This is a genomic window from Arthrobacter sp. B055-34 (assembly GCF_059090425.1).
The window spans coordinates 15,062-41,463 of record NZ_JBNHFQ010000010.1; the positions used below are offsets into that span (position 1 = coordinate 15,062).

The 26,402-nt window shown below is 66.5% G+C and carries 24 protein-coding genes and 1 pseudogene; 9 read left to right on the top strand and 16 right to left on the bottom strand.

Features of this window, described 5'->3' with window-relative positions; translation table 11 throughout:
- Positions 1-6: 6 nt before the first annotated feature.
- Complete coding sequence (locus tag AC5RWO_RS17425; RefSeq protein ID WP_498732778.1) at positions 7-879, bottom strand: glycerophosphodiester phosphodiesterase; 873 nt, start codon at positions 877-879, stop codon at positions 7-9.
- Between the two features lie 103 nt (positions 880-982).
- On the opposite strand from AC5RWO_RS17425, the gene AC5RWO_RS17430 reads away from it, so the two are divergent.
- Entirely contained in the window at positions 983-2,263 is a 1,281-nt protein-coding gene (locus AC5RWO_RS17430) for a DUF445 domain-containing protein (RefSeq protein WP_498732779.1), read from the top strand.
- An 18-nt stretch (positions 2,264-2,281) separates the two neighbouring features.
- Here the strand turns inward: AC5RWO_RS17430 and AC5RWO_RS17435 are convergent, their stop codons facing one another.
- A complete protein-coding gene (locus AC5RWO_RS17435) occupies positions 2,282-3,301 on the bottom strand; it encodes a hypothetical protein (protein ID WP_498732780.1) in 1,020 nt (339 codons plus the stop codon).
- Between the two features lie 192 nt (positions 3,302-3,493).
- Here AC5RWO_RS17435 and AC5RWO_RS17440 point away from each other — a divergent pair, with 192 nt between their 5' ends.
- Positions 3,494-3,745 carry a DUF6458 family protein gene (locus AC5RWO_RS17440; RefSeq protein ID WP_264667687.1) on the top strand — a complete coding sequence of 84 codons (252 nt, stop codon included), beginning with the start codon at positions 3,494-3,496 and terminating at the stop codon, positions 3,743-3,745.
- Here the strand turns inward: AC5RWO_RS17440 and AC5RWO_RS17445 are convergent.
- Together AC5RWO_RS17445 and AC5RWO_RS17450 are read right to left on the bottom strand one after the other, a co-directional pair.
- A complete protein-coding gene (locus AC5RWO_RS17445) occupies positions 3,742-4,362 on the bottom strand; it encodes an alpha/beta hydrolase (RefSeq protein ID WP_498732781.1) in 621 nt (206 codons plus the stop codon). The genes AC5RWO_RS17440 and AC5RWO_RS17445 overlap by 4 nt on opposite strands.
- Positions 4,363-4,386: 24 nt before the next feature.
- Positions 4,387-4,788, bottom strand: coding sequence for a hypothetical protein (locus tag AC5RWO_RS17450; protein ID WP_498732782.1), 402 nt, complete (start codon positions 4,786-4,788; stop codon positions 4,387-4,389).
- A gap of 179 nt (positions 4,789-4,967) precedes the next feature.
- On the opposite strand from AC5RWO_RS17450, the gene AC5RWO_RS17455 reads away from it, so the two are divergent.
- The 5 genes from AC5RWO_RS17455 to AC5RWO_RS17475 are packed head-to-tail and all read left to right on the top strand — an operon-like array spanning position 4,968 to position 10,898.
- Positions 4,968-5,750 (top strand): DeoR/GlpR family DNA-binding transcription regulator, encoded by a 783-nt coding sequence (locus AC5RWO_RS17455; RefSeq protein WP_498732783.1) that lies wholly within the window; start codon positions 4,968-4,970, stop codon positions 5,748-5,750.
- Positions 5,747-6,718, top strand: coding sequence for a 1-phosphofructokinase family hexose kinase (locus AC5RWO_RS17460; RefSeq protein ID WP_498732784.1), 972 nt, complete (start codon positions 5,747-5,749; stop codon positions 6,716-6,718). Before AC5RWO_RS17455 ends, AC5RWO_RS17460 begins: the two co-directional genes overlap by 4 nt.
- A 59-nt stretch (positions 6,719-6,777) precedes the next feature.
- A complete protein-coding gene (locus AC5RWO_RS17465) occupies positions 6,778-8,850 on the top strand; it encodes a PTS fructose transporter subunit IIABC (protein ID WP_498732785.1) in 2,073 nt (690 codons plus the stop codon).
- A 57-nt stretch (positions 8,851-8,907) separates the two neighbouring features.
- A complete protein-coding gene (gene ptsP, locus AC5RWO_RS17470; protein ID WP_498732786.1) occupies positions 8,908-10,593 on the top strand; it encodes a phosphoenolpyruvate--protein phosphotransferase in 1,686 nt (561 codons plus the stop codon).
- Between the two features lie 26 nt (positions 10,594-10,619).
- Positions 10,620-10,898, top strand: coding sequence for an HPr family phosphocarrier protein (locus AC5RWO_RS17475; RefSeq protein WP_169992307.1), 279 nt, complete (start codon positions 10,620-10,622; stop codon positions 10,896-10,898).
- Between the two features lie 122 nt (positions 10,899-11,020).
- On the opposite strand, the gene AC5RWO_RS17480 is transcribed toward AC5RWO_RS17475, so the two are convergent.
- On the bottom strand, positions 11,021-11,248 hold the full coding sequence (locus AC5RWO_RS17480) for a hypothetical protein (protein WP_139003888.1): 228 nt from the start codon (positions 11,246-11,248) through the stop codon (positions 11,021-11,023).
- Positions 11,249-11,515: 267 nt separating this feature from the next.
- Between AC5RWO_RS17480 and AC5RWO_RS17485 the strand changes: the two genes are divergently transcribed.
- Positions 11,516-12,067 (top strand): hypothetical protein, encoded by a 552-nt coding sequence (locus tag AC5RWO_RS17485; protein ID WP_498732787.1) that lies wholly within the window; start codon positions 11,516-11,518, stop codon positions 12,065-12,067.
- A 22-nt stretch (positions 12,068-12,089) separates the two neighbouring features.
- On the opposite strand, the gene AC5RWO_RS17490 is transcribed toward AC5RWO_RS17485, so the two are convergent.
- From AC5RWO_RS17490 to AC5RWO_RS17540, 11 genes and pseudogenes are all read right to left on the bottom strand, one after another.
- On the bottom strand, positions 12,090-13,343 hold the full coding sequence (locus AC5RWO_RS17490; protein WP_498732788.1) for an endonuclease/exonuclease/phosphatase family protein: 1,254 nt from the start codon (positions 13,341-13,343) through the stop codon (positions 12,090-12,092).
- Between the two features lie 45 nt (positions 13,344-13,388).
- Positions 13,389-14,840, bottom strand: coding sequence for an amino acid permease (locus AC5RWO_RS17495; protein ID WP_498732789.1), 1,452 nt, complete (start codon positions 14,838-14,840; stop codon positions 13,389-13,391).
- Positions 14,841-15,009: 169 nt separating this feature from the next.
- Positions 15,010-16,050: a HoxN/HupN/NixA family nickel/cobalt transporter gene (locus tag AC5RWO_RS17500; RefSeq protein ID WP_498732925.1), complete on the bottom strand. Its 1,041-nt coding sequence runs from the start codon at positions 16,048-16,050 to the stop codon at positions 15,010-15,012.
- Between the two features lie 104 nt (positions 16,051-16,154).
- Entirely contained in the window at positions 16,155-17,033 is an 879-nt protein-coding gene (locus AC5RWO_RS17505) for an urease accessory protein UreD (RefSeq protein WP_498732790.1), read from the bottom strand.
- On the bottom strand, positions 17,030-17,647 hold the full coding sequence (gene ureG / locus AC5RWO_RS17510; RefSeq protein WP_498732926.1) for an urease accessory protein UreG: 618 nt from the start codon (positions 17,645-17,647) through the stop codon (positions 17,030-17,032). The genes AC5RWO_RS17505 and ureG overlap by 4 nt, the downstream gene beginning before the upstream one ends.
- Before the next feature lie 82 nt (positions 17,648-17,729).
- Positions 17,730-18,479 carry an urease accessory protein UreF gene (locus tag AC5RWO_RS17515; RefSeq protein ID WP_498732791.1) on the bottom strand — a complete coding sequence of 250 codons (750 nt, stop codon included), beginning with the start codon at positions 18,477-18,479 and terminating at the stop codon, positions 17,730-17,732.
- Positions 18,480-18,491: 12 nt separating this feature from the next.
- The gene (gene ureE / locus AC5RWO_RS17520; protein ID WP_498732792.1) at positions 18,492-18,965 is read right to left on the bottom strand and encodes an urease accessory protein UreE; all 474 of its coding nucleotides are present in this window, start codon (positions 18,963-18,965) and stop codon (positions 18,492-18,494) included.
- Between the two features lie 47 nt (positions 18,966-19,012).
- Positions 19,013-20,725, bottom strand: a complete 1,713-nt coding sequence (ureC, locus tag AC5RWO_RS17525; RefSeq protein ID WP_498732793.1) for an urease subunit alpha — start codon at positions 20,723-20,725, stop codon at positions 19,013-19,015.
- A gap of 140 nt (positions 20,726-20,865) precedes the next feature.
- Positions 20,866-21,294, bottom strand: a pseudogene (locus AC5RWO_RS17530) (urease subunit beta); the annotation flags it as partial.
- Positions 21,295-21,308: 14 nt separating this feature from the next.
- Complete coding sequence (locus AC5RWO_RS17535; protein ID WP_139003877.1) at positions 21,309-21,611, bottom strand: urease subunit gamma; 303 nt, start codon at positions 21,609-21,611, stop codon at positions 21,309-21,311.
- A gap of 241 nt (positions 21,612-21,852) precedes the next feature.
- Positions 21,853-25,341 (bottom strand): bifunctional proline dehydrogenase/L-glutamate gamma-semialdehyde dehydrogenase, encoded by a 3,489-nt coding sequence (locus AC5RWO_RS17540; RefSeq protein ID WP_498732794.1) that lies wholly within the window; start codon positions 25,339-25,341, stop codon positions 21,853-21,855.
- A gap of 128 nt (positions 25,342-25,469) precedes the next feature.
- Between AC5RWO_RS17540 and AC5RWO_RS17545 the strand changes: the two genes are divergently transcribed.
- Complete coding sequence (locus AC5RWO_RS17545; protein WP_498732795.1) at positions 25,470-26,375, top strand: LysR family transcriptional regulator; 906 nt, start codon at positions 25,470-25,472, stop codon at positions 26,373-26,375.
- Positions 26,376-26,402: the final 27 nt, after the last annotated feature.

The following is a 26,402-nucleotide window of genomic DNA, read 5'->3' on the forward strand; positions in this document are numbered from 1 at the left end:
CACAGCTCAGGCACCGGCCTCCAGCTGTTCCAGCAGTTGCCGCACCTGCACGGGCCGGTTGGTGGTGATTTCGTGGATCCCCAGCTCGTGGCAAAGCCGGACGTCGTCCGGCTCATTGACGGTCCAGACCCTGAAGCGCAGGCCCGCCGCGAGCCAGCGCTCGATCAGAGGCCGGTGCGACCTGATGTAGTCAATGCCCGGTCCGGCCATCCCTACGGCACGTTGTTCGATCAGCGCCTCGCCTTCGGACAGGGCCCGGCGCAGCAGCGCCACCACGGCGCCCACTGTCAGGGAGCCCATGAAGAGGGAACTCTTGATCTCTTCGGCCTCAATGTTGTCCAGCAGTTGGCACAAGTGGTCCGTGGGCACATGGTCTTCCAGATGTTTGGCTGTGTCGGGATGGAAGCTCATGAACGAGAGCTTGAGGTTGCCCAGCCTCGACGTCTCCGGATCCCACCCCTCGGCCATCAGGTACTTCAGCAGTTCGTCCTCGAGGGTCTGGCCGAACGGGCTGGGGTGCTTGAGCTCGATCGCCAGGTCGAGCGGACGGCCGGCCTCGCGCATGAGGTCGATCAGCGCGTCCAGCGTGAGCAACTGGTCCGCCACGCCGCCGTACTCAGGCGGAATCGGCACGCCGCGCCACGACGAGAAGTCCAGCCGCAGCAGCTCTTCCAGCGTATGGTCGGCAACGTGGCCGGTTCCGGTGGACGTGCGGTCCAGGTCAAAGTCGTGGAAGCAGATGAGCTTCAGATCCGCGGTCAGGTGGATGTCGCACTCAAGCCCATCGGCGCCGTCGGCAATCGCCTGCAGGTAGGCGGCCCGGGTGTTTTCCGCGTACTGTTCGCTGGAACCGCGGTGGGCGAAGATCTTATGCTTCATGGTTTTCACCGTACGTGAATTTGCCGACCGCAACCCGCTTTCACCACGACGGACTGGTTAACTTAGCTTGACGGGTCCCAGAACTTTTTGCCGCGGAGGCCAGATGAGCACACAGCTGATGTACGACGACGGCCGCAGCGTTATCGGGGATGCCGAACGCGCCGCCGGGCTAACGAAAATGAAACGCCTGGCCACCGGAATGCTGGTGCTCATGGCGGTGATCTTCATCGTGGCGTTCGCCCTGCAGGAGCAGTATCCCTGGCTGCAGTATGTCCGTGCCGCTGCCGAAGGCGGCATGGTGGGTGCACTCGCGGACTGGTTCGCGGTCACGGCGCTGTTCAAGCACCCGATGGGCCTGAAGATCCCGCACACGGCGATCATCCCGCGCAAGAAGGACCAGATCGGTGCCAGCCTGGGCTCCTTTGTGGAGGAGAACTTCCTCTCCGAAGAGGTGGTCAAAACCAAGATCGCCTCGCTGGGGGTCTCCGCGAAAACCGGCGCCTGGCTGGCCCGGCCCGAAAATGCGGACCGGGTAGCCCGGGAAGGTGCCACCGCCATCCGCGCCGCCATGCTGGTGCTCAACGACGAGGATGTCCAGGACGTCATCGAGTCGATGGCGCGGCGGCACCTGCTGGATCCGGAATGGGGCCCGCCGCTGGGCAAGCTGGCCAAACGGCTGCTCGACGACGGCCACCACCTCAAACTGGTGGAGCTGCTGCTGGACCGTGCAGCAGACTGGGTGCTGGACAACCAGGAAACGGTGGCCCGGCTGGTGGCGGACCGCTCCCCCACCTGGGTTCCCTCCTTTGTGGACTCGCTGATGGGCGACAAGGTCCACCTCGAGCTGTACAAGTTCATTGCCGCCGTGCAGGCGGACCCGGAGCACCAGGTCCGGCAGCAGCTGGACGTCTACCTCCAGTCGCTGGCCCAGGATCTGCAGACCGACCCGGACATGATCGCCCGGGTGGAGAACCTCAAGAAGAACGCGCTGGGCGATCCGGAAGTACGCCAGCTGGCAGTCCGGACGTGGGACACCCTCAAGCGCGCCCTGCTGGAGGCAGTCGAGGATCCGCAGAGCGAGCTCAGCCGCAAGTTCACCACAGCCGTCCGCGACTTCGGCAACCGGCTGGCCTCGGACACGGAACTCGCCGCCAAGGTGGACGGCTGGATCGAGGAGGCCGCCGGTTACCTCGTCAGGACCTACCGGTCCCAGATCGCGTCCGTCATCACCGAAACCGTGGAGCGGTGGGACGCCGAGGAAACCTCCCGCAAGATCGAACTGCAGGTCGGCAGGGACCTGCAGTTCATCCGGATCAATGGCACGGTAGTCGGATCCCTGGCCGGCCTGGTCATCTTCGCCATCGCCCACGCCGTCTTCGGGTAGCTCCGCAACGCGGCCTACTCAGACGTCATCCGGCTCGGCTCCGCGGTGCTGCCCGGTCTGCGGGTCCGTCTCGGCCGGCAGATCCGGCCCCGGCGACGCCGCAAGATCCTCCGGCCGAGGCGACTGGGAGGACTCAGGTCCGGCATGCGTCGTGGAAAACGGCGTGGCACCCACCGCCGTGCCTGCAACTACACCGCCGGATGCGCCTGTAGCGCCAGCACCCGCGCCAAGCTCCTTGCGCCTGCCCGGAATCAGGTTCCTGCGGGGAATCAGGTGCTTGCGCTGGGCCAGCTCCTCCACCAGGGACATCGGCAGGGTCAGCGGCGGCTCGCCGAAGGCCTCGCGGGTGGATTCGATGACGCGGCGGCCCATCATGTGGTTGCCGGCACCGCCCACCACGGCCCCGATACCGAACGGCACAGCACGGCCGAGCAGGGCAGTACCCTGCTTGGCCAGGAACTTCTTCAGGAAGCGCCGGCGCATGCTGTCCATGATGGTGCCCATCATGCCCGCAGGCATGCTGGTCCCGATAACGTTGCCCCACGCCTGGCCCGGCTTGTTCCGCCCGTTGGTCTGGCCGGCCAGTTCGCGGATCAGGGCGCTGCCTTCCTCGCCCATCAGGATGGCCATGACCATGGTGCGGGACCGTTCCGGGTTGTCCGTGTGGATCCCGTGCAGCTCGGCGATGGACTGCGCATAGAGCGCGGTCGCCTCCAGGAACCCTACGGTCGCGGCCGCGGAAAGTCCCAGGGCGGCGATGGTGCCCACGCCCGGGATCAATGCGGATCCGCCCACGGCCGCCCCACCACCGGTGATGGCGGAAAGGTAGTACTTCTCCAGCTTCGCGGACAGCTCGGCCGGCGAGGCCTCCGGGTACTTGCTCCGCAACCGGTTCAGGTTGGCCAATACCAGCGGGCGCTGGACATCCAGGGCCTTCATGATTCCGTTGGCGACAGCCGGTTTGGGGTTGCCCTTCTCGTCAAAAGCCGCACCGGCAGCCATCTTGACCGCCGGGTTGAATTTCCTGTTCTTCGCCACGAAGTCCTCCTTGAGGTAGCGGACATGGCCTTCGCCTTAACACTAGATCACCGGCTCCGCAGCACGCCGGGAACCGGTAATTTTCCCCGGCGCGGCAACAAGATCAGTATGCTGAGGAAAGCACCGCAGTATTCCTCTATCGACGCCCGCGGCCATCGGCAGGCTGGCGTCAGGAACAAGGAGTAGTTGGTTATGAGAATCGGATCTTCGATTGCCCTGATCGCCATCGGCGCCATCCTCGCGTTCGCCGTGGCCGACGTCGTCGACTTTATCGACCTGACGCTGGTCGGTTGGATCCTGATGGGCGTGGGCGTGCTGGGCCTGATCATCTCGGTGGTCATGGCCGGCACCAGCAGGCGCCGCGTGACCGAGAGCCGGCAGCTGCACGACCCGCACACCGGGGAGACCGTCCGCCGCGACGACACCCGGGACAACGGCCTCTAGCCTAGGTAGGTCTTCAGGAAAATTCCGACGTCGCGGATCTCCTCCGGCCCGATGTTGTGCCCCATCCCGGGATACGTGCGCGCCGTGAGCCGGGTGTGGGCCTCCAGCCAGTCCGCCGCGTAGTCCACCGCATCCTGATGGATCACTACGTCCGCGGCGTCCCGCCCCCAGAAGAACGGCAGCGTGCCGTCCAGGTCATCCGTCAGGGTCAGCAGTTCGTTCTCCAACACAAAACCTGAAAGCCCGACGGCGGCACGAAAGGCTGTGGGCCGCAGCCGGATCAGCGTGGTCGCCATGGCCATGCCCTGGGAGAAGCCCAGCAGGCTGGTGCCGGTGAACTTGCCGGACGCGAGCACCGGGTCCAACCAGGCGAACACCTTGTTGGCCGAGCTGACGACGTCGGCAAAGTCCGAGGCGAGGAACGCATCCAGCAGGAACCAGCCGTAGTTGGCCCCGACGTCGAAATGGCCGCGCAGCGCCACCCCGGTCACATTCGCCGGCAGCGCCTCGAACAGCGGCAGCACCCGCTCCTCGGAGGAGCCGTAGCCGTGGATCATGACCAGCAGCTCGGTGCCGGCGCGCTCGTCCTCGGGGCGGGACCATACGGCAGTCGTCATGGACTACTTCTACCACCCGTCCGCTCAGCGCGGCTTCTTGCTGCCCAGCGCGACCAGTGAGAACACAATCCCCACCCCGCTGATCCCGGTAGCGATGAACGACGCCGCCGGATGCCCGCCCGTGAGTACGGCCGCGGCGAGGGACAGCGGCAGCCACAGCACCGCCCAGCCGAGCACACCGAACAGCGGTGCATAGCGTTCCCCCCGGGCCGTCCAACGGTAGGCGAAGATACCGAAGACCAGGGACAGCAGACCGCCGCCAAGCATCACAATGGCACCAAACCCGCCTAGCCCCGGGTCCCCGAAGGACCCCACCAGCAGCGCGGTCAGGACGTCAACGCCAATTACCACCACGCCCAGTCCGGCCGCCAGGAGCAGCACGTTGCCGGCCTGGAGGAGCATCAACCTGCGGACATCTGCCCTCATGGCACCCACTGTATAAGAGCTCCCCCTAAGGCTCCCGGGAACTCCCGGAGGCCCGCTTTTCTGTTTTTATGTTGGTTTTCATTGACAATCAGAAATAAACACAGATAAAGTCATCAAAACAAAGATCAACGTGACACCAATCACTCCCCCTCCCGGTTCAGCTTCTCGAAGGAGAAAACATGTTTGCCGCCGAACGCCACCGCAAGATCGGTGAGCTTGTGGCCGCCAAAAACCGGGCCACTGTGGGTGAACTAGCGGACCGCTTCGACATCACCAAGGAAACCGTCCGGCGTGATCTCGCCACCCTCGAACAGCAGGGCTTGCTTCGCCGAGTCCACGGCGGCGCTGTCGCTGCCGGCCGAGCCAGCACCAGCGAACAGAGCCTGGGCAGCCGCCAGCTCCAGCGGCACGAGGAGAAGCAGCGGATTGCCCGCAAGGCCCTGGAGCTCATCCCCTCCGGCCCGGCCTCGCTGGTGATCGACGCCGGCACCACCACGGAGCAGCTGGCCGAACTGCTGGCCTCCGAGTCCAACGGGCGGCACGAGGACCTGCTGGTCATCACGCACGCGGTCCCCATCGCTTTCCGGATCTCTACCGGCTCCAAGCTCCAGCTGGAAATGATCGGCGGGCGGGTCCGCGGCCTGACCAGTGCGGGCATCGGTGCGCGGACGCTGGAACAGTTCGCCACCCTGCGCCCGGACATCGCGTTCATCGGAGCCAACGGCATCGATGCCTGCTTCGGCCTCAGCACCCCGGATGCCTTGGAGGCCGCCGTGAAAACGGCAATAGTCCGCTGTGCCCGCCGCGTGGTCGCGCTGGTGGATTCGTCCAAACTCGAGGAGGAAACCTTGGTCCGCTTCGCCGGCCTTGAAGAGATCGACACCCTGATTACCGACGCCGCACCCCCGGCCGCACTGGCCGAGGCGCTCGAGGCCGCGGATGTCGAGGTGGTAGTGGCATGATCATCACCCTCACGGCCAACCCCAGCCTGGACCGCACCGTCGAACTGTCCGGCTCCCTGATCCGCGGCAGCGTGCAACGCGCGGTGGCCGCCTCCCAGCAGGCGGCCGGCAAGGGCGTCAATGTGTCCCGCACCCTGGCCGCTTCCGGCGTCGCCAATCTGGCCATTCTCCCCGGCGACCCCGAGGATCCCGTGATCACCGGGCTGCGGCAGGACGGCCTGGTGTACGTGGGCCTGCCCATCGGCCAGGCCCTGCGCAGCAACATCACGCTGACCGAGCCGGACGGCACCACCACCAAGATCAACGAACCCGGCCCGCACCTGGACAGCAGCCGGCAGGAAGAACTCGCCGAGGCCGTGCTGGCAAAGTGCGACGGCGCCGCCTGGTTGGTGCTCGCCGGTTCCCTGCCGCCGGGCGTACCAGCCGATTTCTACGCCCGGCTCACCGTCCGCGTTCGCGAAAAACTCGGCCCGGCTGCCCCACGGATCGCCGTGGATTCGTCCGGCGAACCGCTGCGCCAGGCCTTCGCCGCCGGCCCGGCCGCCGTGCCGGATCTGGTCAAGCCCAACGCGGAGGAGCTGGCCGAACTGGCCGGCGTCCACAGCGAGGCCGCGCTGGAGGCAGACCCGGAACTCACCGCGCAGACCGCCGCGCTCCTGCTGGATAAGGGCGCCGAGGCGGTGCTGGCCACGCTGGGTTCCAAGGGCGCCGTCCTCGTCACCCGGGAGGGCGCCTGGTACGCAACGCATCCGCCGGTCAGCGCGCGCAGCACCGTAGGCGCCGGGGATTCCTCCCTGGCCGGCTACCTGCTGGCGCACAGTTCGGGCGCGGCCGCCGCGGATTGCCTCCGCCAGGCCGTGGCCCACGGTGCCGCCGCGGCAGCGCTGCCCGGCACCACCTTGCCCGCCCTGTCGCAGACGACGCCGGACGCCGTCGTTATTAGTTCGCTTTCCGTTCCCGCCCCCTGACTTCGTTCCATCCCGCAAGCCCAATTTCCCGTCAGTTCCACGCCCACAAGGAAGACGCCATGTCCCACCTCATCACCGAAGAACTTGTCACCTTGGATAAGAATCTCGGCACCACCAGCCAGGATGTGATCCGGCAATTGACCCAAGTGGTGCTCGACAGCGGCCGCGCCAGCGGATTCGACGGCCTCTACGCCGACGCCGTCGCCCGTGAACAGAAGACCGCCACCGGCGTGCCCGGCGGCATTGCCATCCCGCACTGCCGCTCCTCCGCCGTGCTCGAACCCACGCTCGCGATGGCGCGGCTGGCTCCCGCCGTGGACTTCGGCGCCAAGGACGGCCCGGCCGACCTCGTCTTCTTCATCGCCGCGCCCGAGGGAGCCGACAAGGAGCACCTGAAACTCCTCTCCAAGCTGGCCCGTTCCCTGATCAAGAAGGACTTCACCGCCAGCCTGCGGGCCGCCGAGTCGCCCTCGGACATCGTGGCACTGGTCAACGGCGCGCTCTTCCCGGACGAAAGCGCCCCTGCTGCCGCGGGTGCCCCGGCCGGGGCAGGCACGGCTGCCGCGGCAGGTGCCGGTGCAGCCGCCGGTACCGCCACTGTGACCGAGCAGCACGGCCGGCACGCCGCTGCTGCCGCAGCCGATCCCAACCGCCCCAAGTCCCTGGTTGCCGTGACGGCCTGCCCCACCGGCATCGCCCACACCTACATGGCGGCCGATTCCCTGGTCGCCGCGGGCAAGGAAGCCGGCATCGAGGTGCAGGTCGAGACCCAGGGCTCGGCCGGCGCGACCCCGCTGGATCCTGCCGTCATCGACAGGGCCGACGCCGTGATCTTCGCCGTCGACGTCGATGTGCGCGAGAAGGAGCGCTTCGCGGGCAAGCCGGTCATCCAGTCCCCCGTCAAGAGGGCCATCGACGAACCCGACGTGATGCTGCGCGAGGCACTCGCCGCCGCGGACGACCCGAACGCCCGGCGCGTCAGCGGCACGGCCGACGTGGCCTCGCACCAGACCGGCCAGGCCGGCGAAAGCATCGGCGCCAAGCTCAAGCGCGCCCTGCTGACCGGCGTCAGCTACATGATTCCGTTTGTCGCCGGCGGCGGCCTGCTCATTGCGCTGGGCTTCCTGCTCGGCGGCTACGCGATCACCGATATCGCGGACACCGTGGTGCTGGAGAACAATTTCGGCAACCTGCCCGACGGCGGACTGCTCACCTATCTGGGCGCCGTCGCCTTCAAGATCGGCGCGCTCTCCATGGCCTTCCTGGTCCCCGCGCTGGCCGGCTACATTGCCTATGCCATTGCGGACCGGCCGGGTATCGCCCCGGGCTTCACCGCCGGCGCGGTTGCCGGTTTCATGGGTGCCGGCTTCCTGGGCGGCCTGGTCGGCGGCCTGCTGGCCGGCTGGATCGCGCACTTGATCGGACAATGGTCCGTCCCGCGCTGGCTGCGCGGCCTGATGCCCGTGGTGATCATCCCGCTGCTGGCCTCCATTGTGGCCTCGGGCCTGATGTTCCTGGTGCTCGGCGGCCCGATCGCCGGCCTGACCACTGCGCTGAACGGCTGGCTCTCCGGCCTGACCGGTGTTTCCGCCGCCGCCCTGGGCATCATCCTGGGCCTGATGATGTGCTTCGACCTTGGCGGACCGGTCAACAAGGTTGCCTACGCCTTCGCCGTCGCCGGCCTCGGTGCAGGCAGCGCCGACAACCAGGCTCCGTGGATGATCATGGCCACCGTGATGGCGGCCGGCATGGTGCCGCCGCTGGCGATGGCCCTGGCCACGGTACTGGACCGCAAGCGCTTCTCGCTGGCCGAACGCGAAAACGGCAAGGCCGCCTGGCTGCTGGGTGCGGCGTTCATCTCCGAGGGCGCCATTCCGTTCGCCGCGGCCGATCCGTTGCGCGTCATCCCCGCCAGCATGCTCGGCGGAGCGGTGACCGGCGCCCTGACCATGGCCACCGGTGTGACCTCGCAGGCGCCGCACGGAGGCATCTTCGTCTTCTTTGCGATGGGCAATGTGGTTATGTTTGTGGTAGCCGTGGTGGTGGGAGCTATCGTCTCGGCCCTGGCCGTCCTGGCCCTGAAACGCTACGCAACGAAGAAGACCGCTCCGGCAGAAACTGTCGCGGCCTAGGCCGCGACAGCCTACGCTGACAGACAAGCCATCGAGTAGTTGAGCAAGGGGTACGCAATGACCAGCATTACCGGAGTAGGCGTCAGCCCGGGGCGAGTGATCGGGCCGGTACTGCAGATGCCGCCGGCCGTCGCCGAGCCGGCACCCGGTGCAGGGCTGCCGGCCGGCGCCACCGCCGAGGGAGAGGCCGACCGGCTGCGTGCCGCGGCGAAGACGGTCCAGGCCGCGCTGAAGGACCGCGCCGCCGGTGCACGCAAGGAGGCGGCCGAGGTCCTCCAAGCCACCGCGCTGATGGCCGCGGATCCGATGCTGCTCAAGTCCGCGGTCAAGCTGCTGGAGGCCGGCCGCGGCACCGAACGCGCCATCTGGGAAGCCGCGGAGCAGGTCGCCGAACAGCTCAAGTCCCTCGGCGGCTACATGGCCGAACGCGCCACCGACGTGCTCGATGTCCGCGCCCGGATCGTGGCCGAGCTGCGCGGCGTACCGGCCCCGGGCATCCCCGCCTCGGACGTGCCGTTCGTGCTGGCCGCGGAGGATCTGGCGCCGGCGGACACCGCCACGCTGGACCCGGCGATGGTGCTGGCGCTGGTCACCTCCGGCGGCGGACCGCAGTCCCACACCGCCATCATCGCCCGCTCGCTCGGGCTGCCCGCCGTCGTCGCCGCCACCGGCGCCACCGAACTGGCGCCGGGAACGGAAGTCTTCGTGGACGGCGCCGCGGGCATCGTCACGCCGTCCCCCGGGGAGGCGGAGCGCGGCCTCGCCGCGGCCTACGCCTCCCGCGAACCGTTGCAGCCCTTCGACGGCACGGGTACGACGGCGGATGGCCATCTGGTCCCGCTGCTCTCCAATGTCGGCGGCGGAGCCGATGCAGTGGCGGCCGCCGCGTTAGGTGCCGAGGGCGTGGGCCTGCTGCGCACCGAATTCTGCTTCCTTAACCGCGATTCCGAACCCGCCGTCGACGAACAGGTGGCCGCGTACAAGGCCGTCTTCGACGCCTTCCCGGCCAAGAAAGTGGTGGTCCGGACGCTGGATGCCGGTGCCGACAAGCCGCTGCCGTTCCTGACCGACAGCACCGAACCCAACCCTGCGCTCGGCGTGCGCGGCTACCGGACGGACCTGGCCACCCCCGGCGTGCTGGAGCGCCAGCTGCAGGCCATCGCCACGGCGGCCGGCCAGAGCGAGGCCGAGGTCTGGGTGATGGCGCCGATGATCGCCACCGCCGAGGAGGCCGGCCGTTTCGCCGGACTCTGCCAGGCCGCGGGGCTGGAAACACCCGGCGTCATGGTGGAGGTTCCCTCCGCCGCGGTGACCGCCGGCTCGGTCCTCAAGCGCGTGGACTTCGCCTCGATCGGCACCAACGACCTGACGCAGTACACCATGGCGGCGGACCGGCAGCTCGGCCCGCTGGCGGCGCTGAACGATCCCTGGCAGCCCGCCGTCCTGCACCTGGTTAAGGCCACGGTGGACGGCGCGGCGAGCCTGCAGGAAGCACCCAAACCGGTGGGAGTCTGCGGCGAGGCGGCCGCGGACCCGGCCCTCGCCGTCGTCCTTGTTGGCCTGGGCATCAACTCGCTGTCCATGAGCGCCCGCTCGCTGGCCGCCGTGGCCGCGGTCCTCAAATCCGTTCCGCTGGAGCGGGCCCAGCAGCTGGCTGCGCTGGCGCTGGGATCCGACACCGCTGCCGAAGCCCGCGCCGCCGTGCGCGCCGAACTGCCCTTGCTCGAAACCCTCGGACTCTAAGCACGTCCCGTCACAAAGGAGAAATCATGCCCGAACGTATCGCAACCGTAGCCAGCCGCGTTGGCTTGCACGCCCGCCCCGCCGCCATTTTCGCCGAGGCCGCCGGCGACCAGCCGGTGGAAGTGACCATCGCGCTGGAAGGCGCCCCCGCCGACGAGGCCATGGACGCCTCCAGCATCCTGTCCCTGATGAGCCTGGGCGCCGAACACGGCTCAAAGGTAGTGCTGCGGGCCGAGGGCGACGGCGCCGATGCGGCCCTCGATGCCCTGGTGCAGGTGCTCGAAACAGACCACGACGCCGAATAGCGCCCACCGCTGGCAGCGTCGCCGCGGCCGGTCCACCGGTCCCGGCAACGGCACAGGCTCCGGTCCAGTCCTGCGACTGAACCGGAGCCTGCGGTGTTAGCGGCCAGCGGCGGGACCCGCTGCTACCAGCGGACCTTCTTCTCCGCCGGCCCGCGCCTGTTGCTGGCATGCGTGGGCTTGTGGCTGTTGCCGATGCTGTGCCAGCCGGGCAGATCCCCCGGGCTCTTGGCACCCTTGGCGTCCGCGAGCCGCTTCTGCTGCTCTTTGCTCAGTTTCTCGGCGGCAGCGGGGGCAAGATGCACGTTGAGTTCGGCCTTGGCCGCGTCAGGGTTGTTGTCGATGGTGGTCATGGTTCCTCCGTTTCTTACGATGTACGCCTGAGAGGGTGCGCCAGAAGCCGGAAGGAAGCCCGGCAAAACGGGTCTTTTCATCAAGAGTTAGGGGAAAAGAACTCGGAGGCACAACCTCAACAAGCAGGATTTTCTTTTGGGCAGCTTTGGAGCCGGCCGGTACAGCGGAGACCGTCTCTACTCGAAAATCAGTGTTCCCATGCGTGCAAGCCTAACAGCGCGGCCTAAGTTCGGGTAGATTTTTCTGCAACAGATTTGGGGGACGCCATGACGCAGTTCGATGACCGGTACGACCCGATCTACCAGCGGGGGCACCGGATACCGGCCGACGGCCGGCCGCAGGACCTTTCCGCAGAGACCACGGACCGGGCAGCGGGTAACGGGTCCAGGGCGGCTAGCGCTGGCATTGAGCGAACTGAGGCCGGATTTGCGGCAGCAGCGGCGCCCCGTCCCACCCCGGCGGCCCATCCCGCTTCCACCGACCTGACCGGCGCGGCGGGCATCTCCGAGGTCGTTCCGCCCGAGCTGGCCGGGCGGGAAGAAGGGCAGGATGCCGCTCCGGCCCCGCGGTCGAAGTTCAATCCGTTCCTGCTGGCCCTCTGGCTGCTGGGGGCGGGCGCCATTGCCTTGGGATTCTGGGCCGCGCTAGGACCGGTAACGACCATGAACGATCCGTTCGGCGTCAACTCGGGCTTCGGCCCACCAGAGTGGATATACCTCCTCAGCATGCTCTCGCCGGGGCTCATTGCCGGCGGGCTGACTGCCTTCGCCGCCGCACTCGTCCTACACAGCCTGGCTTGGCAGCGCCGCAGGGGTTAGCACACGCGCCTGGCCGCCCGGCTCAAGCTGGACCTCTCGGAAGCTTCAGATCCACCCAGACCAGCCTGTGGTCGCTGGTCTGAAACGGAAATTCGCCGGTCAGGTCTGCTCCCGGCTCCCCCAGCTCGGGCCAGAAGACCCCGGCTCCGCTGACGGTGAGGTTCTTCGAGGGCAACACGTAGTCGACGCGCAGGTTCCCGGGCGCCGGATGGTCCTGGAAGTCGGCCGTGTCCAGCCGCGGATCGCCCAGATGCCTGATGTTGCTGGCTCCCTGGCTTCTCGCCGCGTCCACTGCTCCCCTTGAAGCCGGCTCCGGATCCTGGACCCGCGGGTGCTTCAGCAGCTGGTCGATGGAGCCCGGCCAGGAGTCGCCGTCGCGCGGGTCCGAGTTCTGGTCGCCCATAATCACGAACCGTTCGCCGGGCTTCAGGCCGCCGTGCAGTCCGGCGTCGTCGTAAATATAATCGGCCTGCTTGCCGCCGGAGACGTAGTCCGCCCAGAAACGGATCTCGTCATTGTTCCGCCGCCCGTTGCGGTCCTCGTCCCCGTCGAAGGACGGCGGCGTCGGATGGCTGGCGAGCATGTGGACCGTCCTGCCGCCCACCCGCACCGGCACATCCCAGTGGGACTTGCTGGAGAGCCGCAGCGCTTCCTGCGCCTCGGCGGAGTAGTAGTCCGCGGGCATCAGGTTGCCCGGCATGTCCTGCCAACGGAAGGTCTGAAAAGTGCGGATGCCCGGCGTTTCGATCGGGAATTTGGACAGCAGCACCATGCCGTACTGCCCCTCGAATTCGCCGAAGCCGAACGCATCATCGGCGGTGCCCAATTCGCCGTCGTTATTCAGATCCAGTCCCGAGTCGACGCCGGTGTTGGACGGGGCGGTGTAGGCGTACGGGTAGCTCACGGGCGCCTGGCCGTGCTGGCTGACTTCCAGGTAGTTCATCCGGAACAGATCCACCGCCGCATGGTCCTGGTCGTAGTCGAACTCGTTGAGCAGCAGGATGTCCGGGTTGTTCCGCTGGATTACCTCGGCAATGTTCCGGGCCTGCGCATTGCCCGGCGTGGTCAGGTCCGCCGCCAGCTGGCCTTCGGCGGCACGGTTGAGGCTGGCGTTGTAGGTGGCGATCCTGACGGTGTCCTGCTGCATGTTCCCAGTATCCGGCTTCCCCGATCGGGGTTCCGGTACTGCATGGGCGGCAGGAACAACGACGGCGGACAGCAGCACCGCTGCCAGCGCGGCAACCAGCGGCTTCAGGATCGGTGGCAAGACAGGCATAAAGGCAACATAGCTGCCCCGGGAAAACGCCAGGTGAACGCTACGTCAGGTGTGGGTCTTGTGGCGGCCGTGGCGCGGGCTTTCCGGGTTCATCAGCGAGTGCCGGCGGCTGTAGAAGAAGTAGATGACCAGGCCGATTAGCAGCCAGACGCCGAACCTCATCCAGGTCTCCCAGTGCAGTTGCAGCATCAGGAATCCCGAGGCCAGCACGCCGAACGCGGGCACCACCGGCATCCACGGCAGCTTGAACGTGCGGTGCACGTCCGGCCGGGTGCGGCGCAGCACGATCACGGCCACGCAGACCACCACGAAGGCGGCGAGAATGCCGATGTTGGTCAGGTCCGCCACGGCCCGGATGGGGAACACGCCGGCCAGCAGTGCCGAGGCGATGCCGGCGATCCAGGTGACCCGCTGCGGGGTGCCGTGCCGGTCCGTTGCCGCGAACCAGGTGGGCAGCAGGCCGTCGCGGCTCATCGAGAACCAGACGCGCGTGACGCCTAGCAGGAAGGTCAGCATCACGGTCAGGATAGAGATGACCGCGAAAGCCGAGATGATGGTGGCGATAACCGGCAGACCGACATTCTGGAAGGCGGACGCGAAACCTGCGGTGGGGCTGATGTCGGTGTAGTTCTGCATGCCCGTCAGCACCAGCGTCGCCAGCACGTAGAGCGTCATGGCGATCGCCAGCGAGAGCAGGATGGCCTTGGGCATGTGTTTCTTGCCGTCGGTAGCTTCTTCCGCGGCCGTGCTCATGGCGTCATAGCCGAAGACCGCGAAGAACACCGTGGCCGCACCGGCGAACACCGCGCCGAAGCCCGAGGGCATGAACGGTGTGTAGTTGTCGACGTCGACAAAGAAGAATCCCAGCCCGATGATGAACAGGATGAGCAGGACCTTGAGCCCCACGGCAACGAGTTCGAACCGGCCGAAAGTCTTGGTACCCCGGCTCAGGATCCAGGTGATGAACAGGCAGACCACGATGGCCGGCAGGTTGATCACGCCGCCCTCGATGGTGTCCGCCGTGCCCTGCATCCAGACGGGAACGTCGACGCCGATTCCGGACATAAACTCGGCGAAGTATCCCGAGATGCCGATGGCGACAACCGCCACAATGGCCGTGTACTCCAGCAGCAGGTCCCAGCCGATAAACCAGCCGATGATTTCGCCCAAGGCAACGTAGCCATAGGTGTAGGCCGAGCCTGCACGCGGGATCATGCCGGCGAATTCGGCATAGGACAGGGCCGCGGCGGCGCTGGCCAGGCCGGCGACCAGGAATGCAATCATGACCGCCGGGCCGACCGGGTCCGCATCGGCGCCGCCGTTGGCGACCAGCCCGGCCAGGGTGAAAATTCCGATACCGATAATGCCGCCGACGCCGATGGCGGTCAGCTGCCACAGACCCAGGCTCTTGAACAGCCCGCTGTCGATGTTCTCGTCTTCAACCAAGTCGATCGGCTTGCGCCGGAGGACTGACCGGCTACTATCTGGGTTGCTCATGGCACACCTCGAGTCGCGGGCGGATCGTGCCCGAGGCTTCCCCCAGCGCCCACAGGCAACTCTAATGTGAACTGATCCTAGTCCTCCACAAGCCGCAGAACTAGTCTCCTGCCCGGTCGGATCCGTTCATCCACCAAAATCGCCCAACACTGCCGGGGGCTGACTTCAGTTATGCCGCTGCTGGCCGGTGCCGCCAGCCCAGGGAAGCGGCACCCCATACGGCCAGGAAGACACCAACCAGCAACAGTCCGGCATGACCCAGATCCACGCTGCCCAGCAGGATGGTCAGCGGGTCCCGGAGGCCGAAGACCTCAAGCAGAATGCCGGCGATGGTAATGACGGCCACGAACAGGGCAGATACCGCCGACAGCCCGGTGACCACCATGTTGAAGCCAATGCGCCGCGCTGGGTCCTGCACTGCAGTCCGGTACATCTTCATCATTGCCAAGCCGTTGGCCGTGTCGCAGAGCGTCATCGCCGCGGCGAAGCCCAGCGGCAATGCCATCAGTGCCAGCGGCGAGATGCCCGCGAGCGCCGCGGAGGCTGTCAGCAGCAGGAAGGCAATCGTCGTCGCGGTGTCGAAGCCCAGGCCGAAGAGGAAACCCAGAACGTAGATGTCGCGGGGGCGTTTCACGCGGGAGAGCGGCTTGTCCAGCAACCGGGCGACGAGGCCCTGCGGTTGCAGGTCCTGGCCGGAGACCGGGCGACCGACACGCGCCCGCCGGTACAGCTGCATGGTGCGCCGGAAGGCGGCGCCATTGAAGATGCCGATGGCCAGCAAGAATAAAGCTGAGACGCCCGCCCCGATCAGCCCCAGCATGGTGTTCGCCGTGGAGCCTTCCTCCAGCGCTGTTGCCATCACGCTGGCGCCGCTGACCACCAGGATGCCCGCCAGCAGCACAACGCTGCTGTGGCCGAAGCTGAACGCGAAACCGACGCTGACCGGCGCTCTGCCCTGGGCCGCAAATTTCCGGCTGGAATTATCGATGGCTGCGATATGGTCCCAGTCGTAGCTGTGCTTGATGCCGGCCAGGTACGCGGTGAGCAACAGGCCCAAGGCCAGCGGGTGGGAATCCGTCAGCAGCGAGTAGGCCAGCAGCCCGACGGTTGCCAGGTGCAGCGCGCCCACCGCAGCGAAGGTCACTCCGATCCGGAGGGCCTGCGGCAGTTTCTCCCGCTCCAGGTAACTCGAACCGGTCAATCCCGTCAGTCGGGCGTTCATTGTCTCTCCTTTCCGGCCATCCTGGGGAGGGCCGGCTTAAGTTGGGTGGCGCAACCAGGCGCAGCCAGGCGCCCGGTCAGCAGTTTTCAGTGTCAGTATTTGCGCAGGTCCAGCCTTCCCTGGCCGAACCAGCGGCCGCGCAGCAGATCGACGGCGGCCAGCAGCAGGGAGTTCAGCGCATCGGTGGAGCCCGATAGTGCCCGCAGCACCAGGCCCGGTCCATTCAGCAGGGAGATGCCCAGCTGTCCCTCGGGATCCAGGGGGCCGAGCACCTCGTAAAGTTCATCGACGAGGGCGGCGTTGACCCGCCGGTCCACCACCATCAGCGAACCGAGGTGCGTGTAATCCTCCAGGAACACCATGCCGGTTACTGGGGAGCCGGTCTGGGCCGGACGGATGAGCAGGTTGTCCAGCGCCAGCAGGGCGCCGTCCACATAAATGTCGCTGCGGAGCCGCACTTCGTCGTATCTGAACAGGGTCCCGTCCGGAGACCAGCCGGGCGTGACGATCTCGGCCATCACCAAGGATGCCTGGGCATCGAGTTCCACCACAGTGTGCTGGCGGTAGGACGCCTCCCGGTAGGCGATCAGCTGGTCAGGGAGGTACTCCAGGCTGGCCCCCGGTCCCAACCTGATGCGGGTCTGCTGGAAGGCGTGGCTGCCGGGCGTGCGGTAGACCTTCGTTGCCGACTGGGTGGTCAGCAGCAGCCGGGCGTCGGCCGCGACGTCGATGTCCAGTTCATAGACATCCCCGCCCAGATAACCGCCGCCGGGATTGACGACGACGTAACAGACCTGCCCGGACTCATCCAAATAGTGGGGCCGGATGACGCGCAGGGCCCCTTGATGGAACTGGCTGGTCGCGATTCCCCGGCCGCCGCGCAGTCCGATCTCTAGCCGCAGTTCGCCGGTTGGTCTGGCGGAGGCAGCAGCCAAGGACCCGGCGGTACGCGGTTCAGCCTCGGTGCTCATCGGATCAGATCGAGCATCAGGACATCGCGCTTCAGCCAGCCGATGACCTGGTCCAGGCCCTCGTCCGTTTTCAGGTTCGTGAAGCAGAAGGGCCGTTCGCCGCGGAATTCCTTCGAGTCCGCTTCCATCACGGACAGGTCCGCACCCACGTGCGGGGCCAGATCGGTCTTATTGATAATGAACAGGTCGGATTTGATCATGCCCTGCCCGGCTTTGCGCGGGATCTTCTCGCCCTGGGCCACGTCGATGATGTAGATGGAGAAATCCACCAGCTCCGGGCTGAACGTTGCGGAGAGGTTGTCGCCGCCGCTCTCGATGAAGACCACCTGCAGGTCCGGGTGGCGCTCTTTGAGCTCCTCCACTGCGGCGGAATTCATCGAGGTATCCTCGCGGATGGCTGTATGCGGGCAACCGCCGGTTTCGATCCCGACAATCCGGTCCAGCGGCAGGATCCCATTGGCCGCTAGGATCTTCGCGTCTTCAATGGTGTAGATGTCGTTGGTGATGGCCGCCATCGATATTTCCGTGCTCAGGTGCCGGGTGAGGCGCTCAACCAGTTGCGTTTTACCGGCGCCCACGGGGCCGCCGATGCCGATCTTGATGGGTTCCATAATGTTCTCCTTGCGTTCTGCGTCCCGGCCGCCGGTGGTGTACCCGGTTCCGGGGTCGGATGGATGTCAGTTGGGGGTGTCCGGATCAGGACATGAACATGCGTGCACGCTGGCGCTCGTGCCGCATCTGCGCGATTTCCAGCCCCGGCGCCGCGGCGCCGAAGTCCTCCGTGTCCAGGTGCGGAATCCGCGCGACGGCGGCCAGGACGTCGTCGTGCGCCCGGCGCAGCACCCGCTGCCCGGCGTTCTGGCCGATCGGGATGGCGCGGATGGCGTTCTGCGTCAGCGAGGTCACGGTGGAAAACAGGTAGGTAGCCAGCAGCTCCGGCAGCGGCGCGCCGAGGTTGCGTCCGGCCAGCGCGAAAGCTACCGCCGGGTGACCGCTGCACACTCCCTGGCCGACGTCCTCGCGGTACTCGTCCAGGGCGTGGCTGCCGAATGTCTCTGCCGCGATCTGCAACATCCGGGCGCCCATTTTGATGCCGGCCAGGCGGATCTGCCGGGGCAGCGCCTGTGCCGCGAGCATACGGTCCAATCGCCGGATTTCCGTTCGCGAGCCGGCCTCCATCACCAGCCGGATGGCCATTCCGTCGCTGTAGGTCAGCTGGATGTGGATGAACTGCCCCAGCCATTGGCCGAAGCTGGTTTCATCATGGACCAGTCCCCGGGCCAGATAGCTTTCCAACCCGAACGAATGGCTGAAGGCGCCGGTAGGCAGTGCGGAATCCGAGAGCTGGAGCAACGGCAGCAAGAACGACGGCGGACACCCGGCTGAGGCGTCCGTTTCCGCGCGCGCTGTTGCTGGCAAAGCATACCCGCCGGTCGTATTAGTCATTCCGCCGCCGCCTCAGTGCGTGTGTTCGGCATGCCGGAAAGGCACCGGCATCACGCGTTCCTGACGGGAATAGGGAACCTGTGCGTGCCGGAGGAAGTCTTCGATGGTGTGGTCGTACTGGACCACCATGACCTCGGCCCGGTAGTCGCTATCGGCGTCGAAGAACTGGGCCTGCATATGCCGGTTGCCCAGATTGTGCGCCACCGTTCCCATCTCCTGGATACTCCGTGGCGCAATGACCAGCACGTCGGTGGGAAGCACGGAGATGACAATGAGGTTCTGCTCGTCCCGGTGCAGGATGTCCCCGTCGCGCAGGTCACCGGGCGTGCTGAGCCGGATGCCGACGTCCCTGCCGTGGTCGGTGGTGACACGCTGGATGCGTTTTACCAGTTCGGCGCTGGGCAGGATTACTTTTTCTTCGTGCAGTCCGGCCAGTTCGGCGGCCGGAAGTTCGTGTCTGTTGCCGATGACGCGGTCAACAATCATGGATGCGTCCTTTCAATTCAATTCAAGCTGTTGAGGATCCGTACTTCCTAAAAGAGGAAATAGCGCTGCGCCATCGGCAGTACATCCGAGGGCTCGCAGGTCGCTTCCACGCCGTCCACTGTGACGGTGTAGGTTTCGGGGTCCACCTGGATGTCCGGCGTTTCACCATTGTGCTTTAGATCTGCCTTGGTCAGGTCCCGAATACCGCTCACGGGCCGGATCACCCGGCGCAGACCCAGCCGCTCCGGAACGCCGTCCTCAATAGCTGCCTTGGACAAGAAGGTGATGGAGGAGGAATGGACCGCGGTGCCCAACGCCCCGAAGTTTCCGCGCAGCGTCCGTGGCTGCGGCGTCGGGATCGAGCCGTTCGAATCACCCATGATGGACTGCACGATCAGGCCACCCTTGATGACCATGTCGGGTTTGACGCCGAAGAACGCGGGGTCCCAGAGCACCAGGTCGGCGAACTTGCCCACTTCCACACTGCCGACGGAATCTGCGATGCCCTGGGCGATGGCCGGGTTGATGGTGTATTTGGCGACATAGCGCTTGATCCGGAAGTTGTCCCCGACCTCCGGGTCCTGTTCCATCCGTCCGCGCTGGCGTTTCATGGCGTCCGCAACTTGCCAGGTGCGCAGCACCATTTCGCCCACGCGGCCCATGGCTTGGGAATCCGAGCTGGTGATGGAGAAGATGCCCAGGTCGTGCAGGACGTCTTCGGCGGCGATGGTTTCCTTCCGGATCCGGGAGTCTGCGAACGCCACGTCCTCCGGAATGTCCGGGTTCAGGTGGTGGCAGACCATCATCATGTCCAGATGCTCGTCCACCGTATTAACCGTGTACGGCAGGGTCGGATTGGTGGAGGCCGGAAGCACGTTCGGCTGTCCGGCCATCCGGATGATGTCCGGGGCGTGGCCGCCGCCCGCCCCCTCGGTGTGGAAGGTGTGGATGACGCGGCCGTCGATGGCCCTGATGGTGTCTTCCACGAAGCCGCATTCGTTCAGCGTGTCCGCGTGGATGGCGACCTGCACGTCGTACTCGTCCGCCACCTTGAGCGACATATCGATTGACGACGTCGTTGCGCCCCAGTCCTCGTGCACCTTCAATCCGATGGCGCCGGCGCGGATCTGCTCGGCCAGCGGTGCAATGGCGCTGGCGTGCCCCTTGCCCAGCAGCCCGATGTTGATCGGGAGGTTTTCCACCGCCTGAAGCATGCGGGAAATGTGCCAAGGACCGGGAGTCACGGTAGTTGCCTTGGATGCGTCCGAAGGTCCGGCGCCGCCGCCAATCAACGTGGTGACGCCAGAGGCCAGCGCCACCGGAACCTGGTCCGGGCTGACGAAGTGCACGTGGGTGTCGATGCCGCCGGCGGTGAGGATCTTGTGCTCGCCAGCAATAACGTCCGTCGCCGCACCGATGATGATGTTCACGCCATCGGAGATCTGCGGGTTACCTGCCTTGCCGATCTTGAAGATATGCCCGTCGCGCAGGGCGACGTCGGCCTTGTAGATACCGGTGTAGTCCAGCACCACCACGTTGGTGATGACCGTGTCCGGGATATCCTCGTCCCGGACCAGCCGACCGTTCTGGCCCATGCCGTCGCGAATCACCTTGCCGCCGCCGAACACCACCTCTTCGCCGTAGCGGGTGTGGTCATTTTCGATTTCCAACAGCAGTTCAGTATCTGCCAGCCGAATGGCGTCGCCGGTGGTCGGTCCGTACATTTCCGCATAATGCTTGCGGGTCATCTTGAAGCTCATCGGGTACCTTCCTCGCTGGCGCCGTCGCCGGAGACGTGCTCTGCCTTTTCGGCTGACCGGACCGCTTCCTTCGCCAGCACCTTTTCTTTGGGGTTCACAGATTCGTCGACCGGGTCGAGGCCGAAGTCGGTGTGGAACCCCTTTGCCGGCTCGCCGCTGTTGGGCAGGTCAATGTCGTACTCGGCCGCGATCTCGGGATCGGCCGCGGCATCAATGCCGGCTGTGCCGCCGATCGCCTCGGTCTCCAGCATCGGTGCGATCTTGCCCAGCGATCCGTTAACCCGGTCCTGCAGGCCGTAGACCTCGCGGGTGCCGGCCAGCTCAACCAGATGCACGCTGCGTGCGTCGCCGGGTTCGAACCGCACTGCCGTTCCGGCGGGGATATCGAGCCGGAACCCCCATCCGGCCTCGCGGTCGAATTCCAGGGCGTTATTGACTTCGGCAAAGTGGTAGTGGGATCCGACCTGGACGGGCCGGTCCCCGCGGTTAGTGACGTTCACGATCCGGATTTCAGTGCCCTCGTTGCACATGATCTCTTCGGTACGGAGGATGTATTCACCGGGTTTCATCGGCTCTCCTCCTCTCAGCGGATCGGATTGTGGACGGTGACGAGCTTGGTACCGTCGGGGAACGTTGCCTCGACCTGGACGTCCGCGATCATGTCCGCGACACCGTCCATGACGTCTTCCCTGGTCAAAACCGTGGTCCCGTAGCTCATCAGCTCAGCGACGGTTTTCCCGTCGCGGGCTCCTTCGAGAAGTTCGGCGGTAATAAGCGCGACAGACTCGGGATGGTTGAGTTTCAGGCCTCGTGCCTGGCGGCGGCGGGCAAGGTCACCGGCAACGACAATCATGAGTTTTTCGTGCTCACGGGGCGACAAATGCATAGAGAACTCCTAGTTCATCAAAACAAATAGGTGTCCACCCGTTATCTACAACCGGCCAGAGAATAGGCCGGGAGGTCCGTGGATAAGGCAAGAGTAGCAGAGCTGGCACACCCCGATGACCGCTGGTGAGGGACCTCACCATATCTGTCCGGGCACAAAAAACGACCGGCGGAATCCGCAAGGATTCCGCCGGTCGTTTGCCGGTTGGGAGCCGGAGTGTGGGCTCCCGCATGGGTGCTACCTAGATCAATTGGTCCGAGAGGTGGTTCGGGGTGCCGAAGCGGTGGGCGGTGATGCTGACGGCCTGCTCGTGCAGGAAAGGCAGCATTTCCACCCGCCCGGCCTCGGTGACGGGATGAGAGTAGACCGCCAGGTCCACCCGTCCCCCGGTTGCCTCGGAGAGCGCCTTGGCGTTACCGCCGATCAGCCGGATGCGTCCGGCGGTGAACCGGCCCGCACGAGCCAGCCACTCGGCGTCGTTCTCTGTGGTTACCTCGATGTTCCGATCGATCGCCACGGCGCGCAGGGCGGCCGGAAGCTCGACGGCGGTGGACACCTTGACCTCGGAACCGGCCAACACTCCGGCGGCGAGCACGCGGACCAGCTTGGCCAAAGGTTCACCCTCGGCCAGGCGGACGGTCACCGGCAGCGGCAGGTAGCGGAAGACGTTGCGCTCGGCGCTCAGCCCGGTAACGTCCTTGGCCGCGCCGAACTCGGCGGCCCAGGCCTCGGCATCGGAGGACAGCGAACGTTCCAGGAACGCCGCTTCCTCGGCGGACACCGCAGTGTGGGAAAGCCGGGCCGCGTCGAGCAGGTGGCGGGCGCCGTCGTGGGAGACGGCCGCGGCGGCGTGGCTGCGGGCAGGTTCCCAGTCACCCAGGCCGGCCAGATAGTTGGGGCCACCGGCCTTGGTGCCGGCACCCACCGAGGACTTCTTCCACCCGCCGAACGGCTGCCGCTGCACGATGGCGCCGGTGATGCCGCGGTTGACGTAGAGGTTGCCGGCCTGGATGTTCTCCAGCCAGTAGTCCAGCTCGGCCGGGTCCAGCGAGTGCAGCCCGGAGGTGAGTCCGTACTCGATCTCGTTCTGGATGGCCACGGCCTCCTTTAGGGTTTCGGCCGTCATAACGCCGAGGATCGGGCCGAAGAACTCGGTCAGGTGGTAGTGCGAGCCGCGCTTGACGCCGGTGCGCACGCCCGGGCTCCAGAGCTTGCCGGATTCATCCAGCTTCTCCGGCTTGAGCAGCCAGATTTCGCCCTCGCCGAGGTTGGTCAGGCCGTCCAGCAGCTTGCCGTTGGCCGGTTCGATCACCGGACCCATCTGGGTGGCCGGATCCACCGGGTAGCCCACTTTGAGCGAGGTGACGGCGTCCACCAGCTGGTTGCGGAACCGCGGCGACTGCGCCACCGAGCCCACCAGGATCACCAGCGAGGCGGCCGAGCACTTCTGGCCGGCGTGGCCGAAGGCGGACTGCACCACGTCCTTGGCGGCCAGGTCGAAGTCCGCGCTGGGGGTGACGATGATGGCGTTCTTGCCGGACGTCTCGGCCAGCAGCGGCAGGTCCGGGCGGAAGGAGCGGAACAGCTCGGCGGTCTCGTAGCCGCCGGTAAGGATGACGCGGTCCACGGCCGGATGCGAGATCAGCTGCCGGCCCAGATCGCGTTCCTCCAGCTGCACCAGCTGCAGCACATCGCGCGGGATGCCGGCCTCATCGAACGCCTCCCAGATCGCTTCGACCATGACCGCGCCGGTGCGGCGGGCCTGCTTGGCCGGCTTGATGACGACGGCGGAGCCCGCGGCGAGCGCTGCCAGCGTGGACCCCGCGGGGATGGCCACCGGGAAGTTCCACGGCGGCGTCACCACGGTCAGCCGCGACGGGACGAAGGTGGCCCCGTCCACCGAGTCCAGCTTGCGCGCCAGTTCGGCGTAGTAGTGCGCGAAGTCGATCGCCTCGGAGACCTCCGGGTCGGACTGGTCCAGCGTCTTGCCGGCTTCGGCGGCGGCAACTTCCATGAGCTTTGCGCGGTTGGCGGCGAGCTTGTCGCCGGCCAGGTGGAGGACCTCGGCGCGTTCGGCACCGGTCATGTCGCCCCAGGCCTTCGAACGCTCGACGGCGGCGGAAACAACCTTTTCGAGCTGGTCCGGGGTCCTGAGGGTAGCGGCTTCGACGGCCTCGATGCCCAAGGTAGATCCGGGCACGCGATCCAGGATGGCGCGGCCCCAGGCGAGGTTGGCAGGCAGGGACGGATCCGTGTCCGGGGTGTTGCGGAAGCTGTCCCGGGGAGCAGGGGCTTCCGCCACATTACGGTCCTGCCGCCGGTTGGGCAGCGGAACGGCGTTGTCCAGGTTCTCCAGCGAGGCGAGGAAGCGCTGCTTCTCGCGTTCGAAGAGCGCCTCGTTTTCGCTCAGTTCGAAAACGGCGGACATGAAGTTTTCCTGGCTCGCACCCTCCTCGAGGCGGCGAATCAGGTAGGCGATAGCGACGTCGAATTCCTGCGGCTGCACCACCGGCGTGTAGAGCAGCAGCGAACCGACGTCGCGCTTGACTGCTTCCGCCTGCCCCTGCGCCATGCCGAGCAGCATCTCGAACTCGATTGCCTTCTGCTCGGCGGGAATGCCGCGCTGCTTGGCCAGGAGCCAGGCGAAGGCGACGTCGAACAGATTGTGGCCTGCCACGCCGATGCGGACGGCGTCCACGCGGTCCGGCTGCAGCGAGTAGTTGATGATCCGTTTGTAGTTGGTGTCCGAATCCTGCTTGGTGTTCCAGGTGGCCAGCGGCCAGTCATGCAGCGAGGCCTCAACATGCTCCATGGGCAGGTTGGCGCCCTTGACCACGCGGACCTTGATCGGGGCACCGCCGGCGGCGCGCCGGGCCTGCGCCCACTGGGTCAGGCGCATCATCGCGGACAGCGCGTCGGGCAGGTAGGCCTGCAGGACGATGCCGCCGGAGAGGTTCTTGAACTCGGGCTTGTCCAGAATCCGGGTGAAGACCGCGATGGTCATCTCGAGGTCCTTGTACTCCTCCATGTCCAGGTTGATGAACTTGGGCGTGGCTGCCTCCGCGGCCTGCCGGTACAGCGGCGTCAGGCTTTCGACGACGTGCTCGACCGCCTCGTCGAACGCCCACGGCGAGTGCGGGGCCACGGTGGAGGACACCTTGATGGAGACATAGTCGACGTCGTCCCGCGCCAGCAGTTTGTGGGTTCCCTCGAGCCGGCGGGATGCCTCGTGCCGGCCCAGCACTGCCTCGCCGAGCAGATTAACGTTCAGGCCGACGTCGTGCTTCTTGATCTTGGCGATCGCGGGACCGAGCTTGGCATCGGTGGCATCCACGATCAGGTGGCCCACCATTTCGCGCAGTACCCGGCGGGCAATCGGGATGACCACCTGGGGCATGGCCGGCGCCATAGCGCCGCCGAGGCGGACCGCGCTGCGCATGTACCAGGGCAGGAAGGACGGGACCTTGGGCGCGAGCGCCGCGAGGTTCCGTGCCGCGACGTTGAGGTCCTCGGGGCGGATCACGCCGTCGACGAAACCGACGGTGAAGTCCAGGCCGTTGGGATCCTTGAGGACGCCGGCCAGCTGCTGGGCGGAGGTGTCGACAGGGATCTTGGATGCCTCGGTCAGCCAGTGGCGGACCAGCTTGATGGCATCCTCGGCCAGGTCGTGGACCTGTGCGTCGGCCAGCGCTTGGGGCTGTGCGGCGGGCTCTTTCAGGACATCTGTCATGGCGTTTCGGCTCCTTGTCGAACGGGGCAGTTAGTACCTTCTTCCCCCAGTATGCGTCCCTGGTTCGATTAGATAAAGTGATGTTTTCCGATCATTATCCGTTGGTTAGTACGAATAATAGGAGCGCCATGCTGGACGTACGCAGGCTACGCCTCTTGCGCGAGCTGAAGATCCGCGGCACCCTCGCCGAAGTCGCCGCGGCGCTAAACTTCAGCCCGTCTTCGGTATCCCAGCAGCTCGCGCTGCTGGAGAAGGAGGCCGGGGTGGAGCTGCTGCGCAAGACCGGGCGCAAGGTGCAGCTGACCCCACAGGCCGAAGTCCTGGTGGCCCATACAGCCGAGCTGCTCCAGACGCTGGAGCGGGCAGAGACGGATCTGGCCGCGTCGCTGACCACCGTTACCGGCACCGTGCGCGTGGCCGTGTTCCAATCCGCCGCGCTGGCGCTGATGCCCGATGCCCTGAGCGCCATGAACGCCGGTTATCCGGAGGTGCGGATCGAAATGGTGCAGCGGGAACCGGAAACCGCGCTGTATGAGACCTGGGCCCGGGACTTCGACCTGGTGGTCGCGGAGCAATACCCCGGGCATGCGGCCCCGCACCACCCGGAGCTGGACCGCACGCGCCTCACCACGGACGCCATCCGGCTGGCCGCCCCGCCGCTGGAGAGCAGCCGCCGCCCCGTCACCTCAGTGGACGATGCCCGGAACCTGCCGTGGGTGATGGAGCCGCGCGGCGCAGCCTCCCGGCATTGGGCGGAACAGGCCTGCCGCACCGCCGGCTTCGAACCGGACGTGCGCTACGAGACCGCGGACCTGCAGGCCCAGATCCGCCTGATCGAATCCGGCAACGCCGTGGCCTTCATGCCCGACCTGGTCTGGACCGGCCGGAGCACCAGTTGCGAGCTGCTGGAGCTTCCGGGCCAGCCGCGGCGCACTGTCTTCACCTCCGTCCGCCACGCCAGCGCGCACCGGCCGGCCATCCTGGCATTCCGCCGGGTGCTGGAGCAGACCGCCGAGCAGGTTGCGGGCACGTAACCGAAGCTGGCCGCTTGGCTCTAGCAT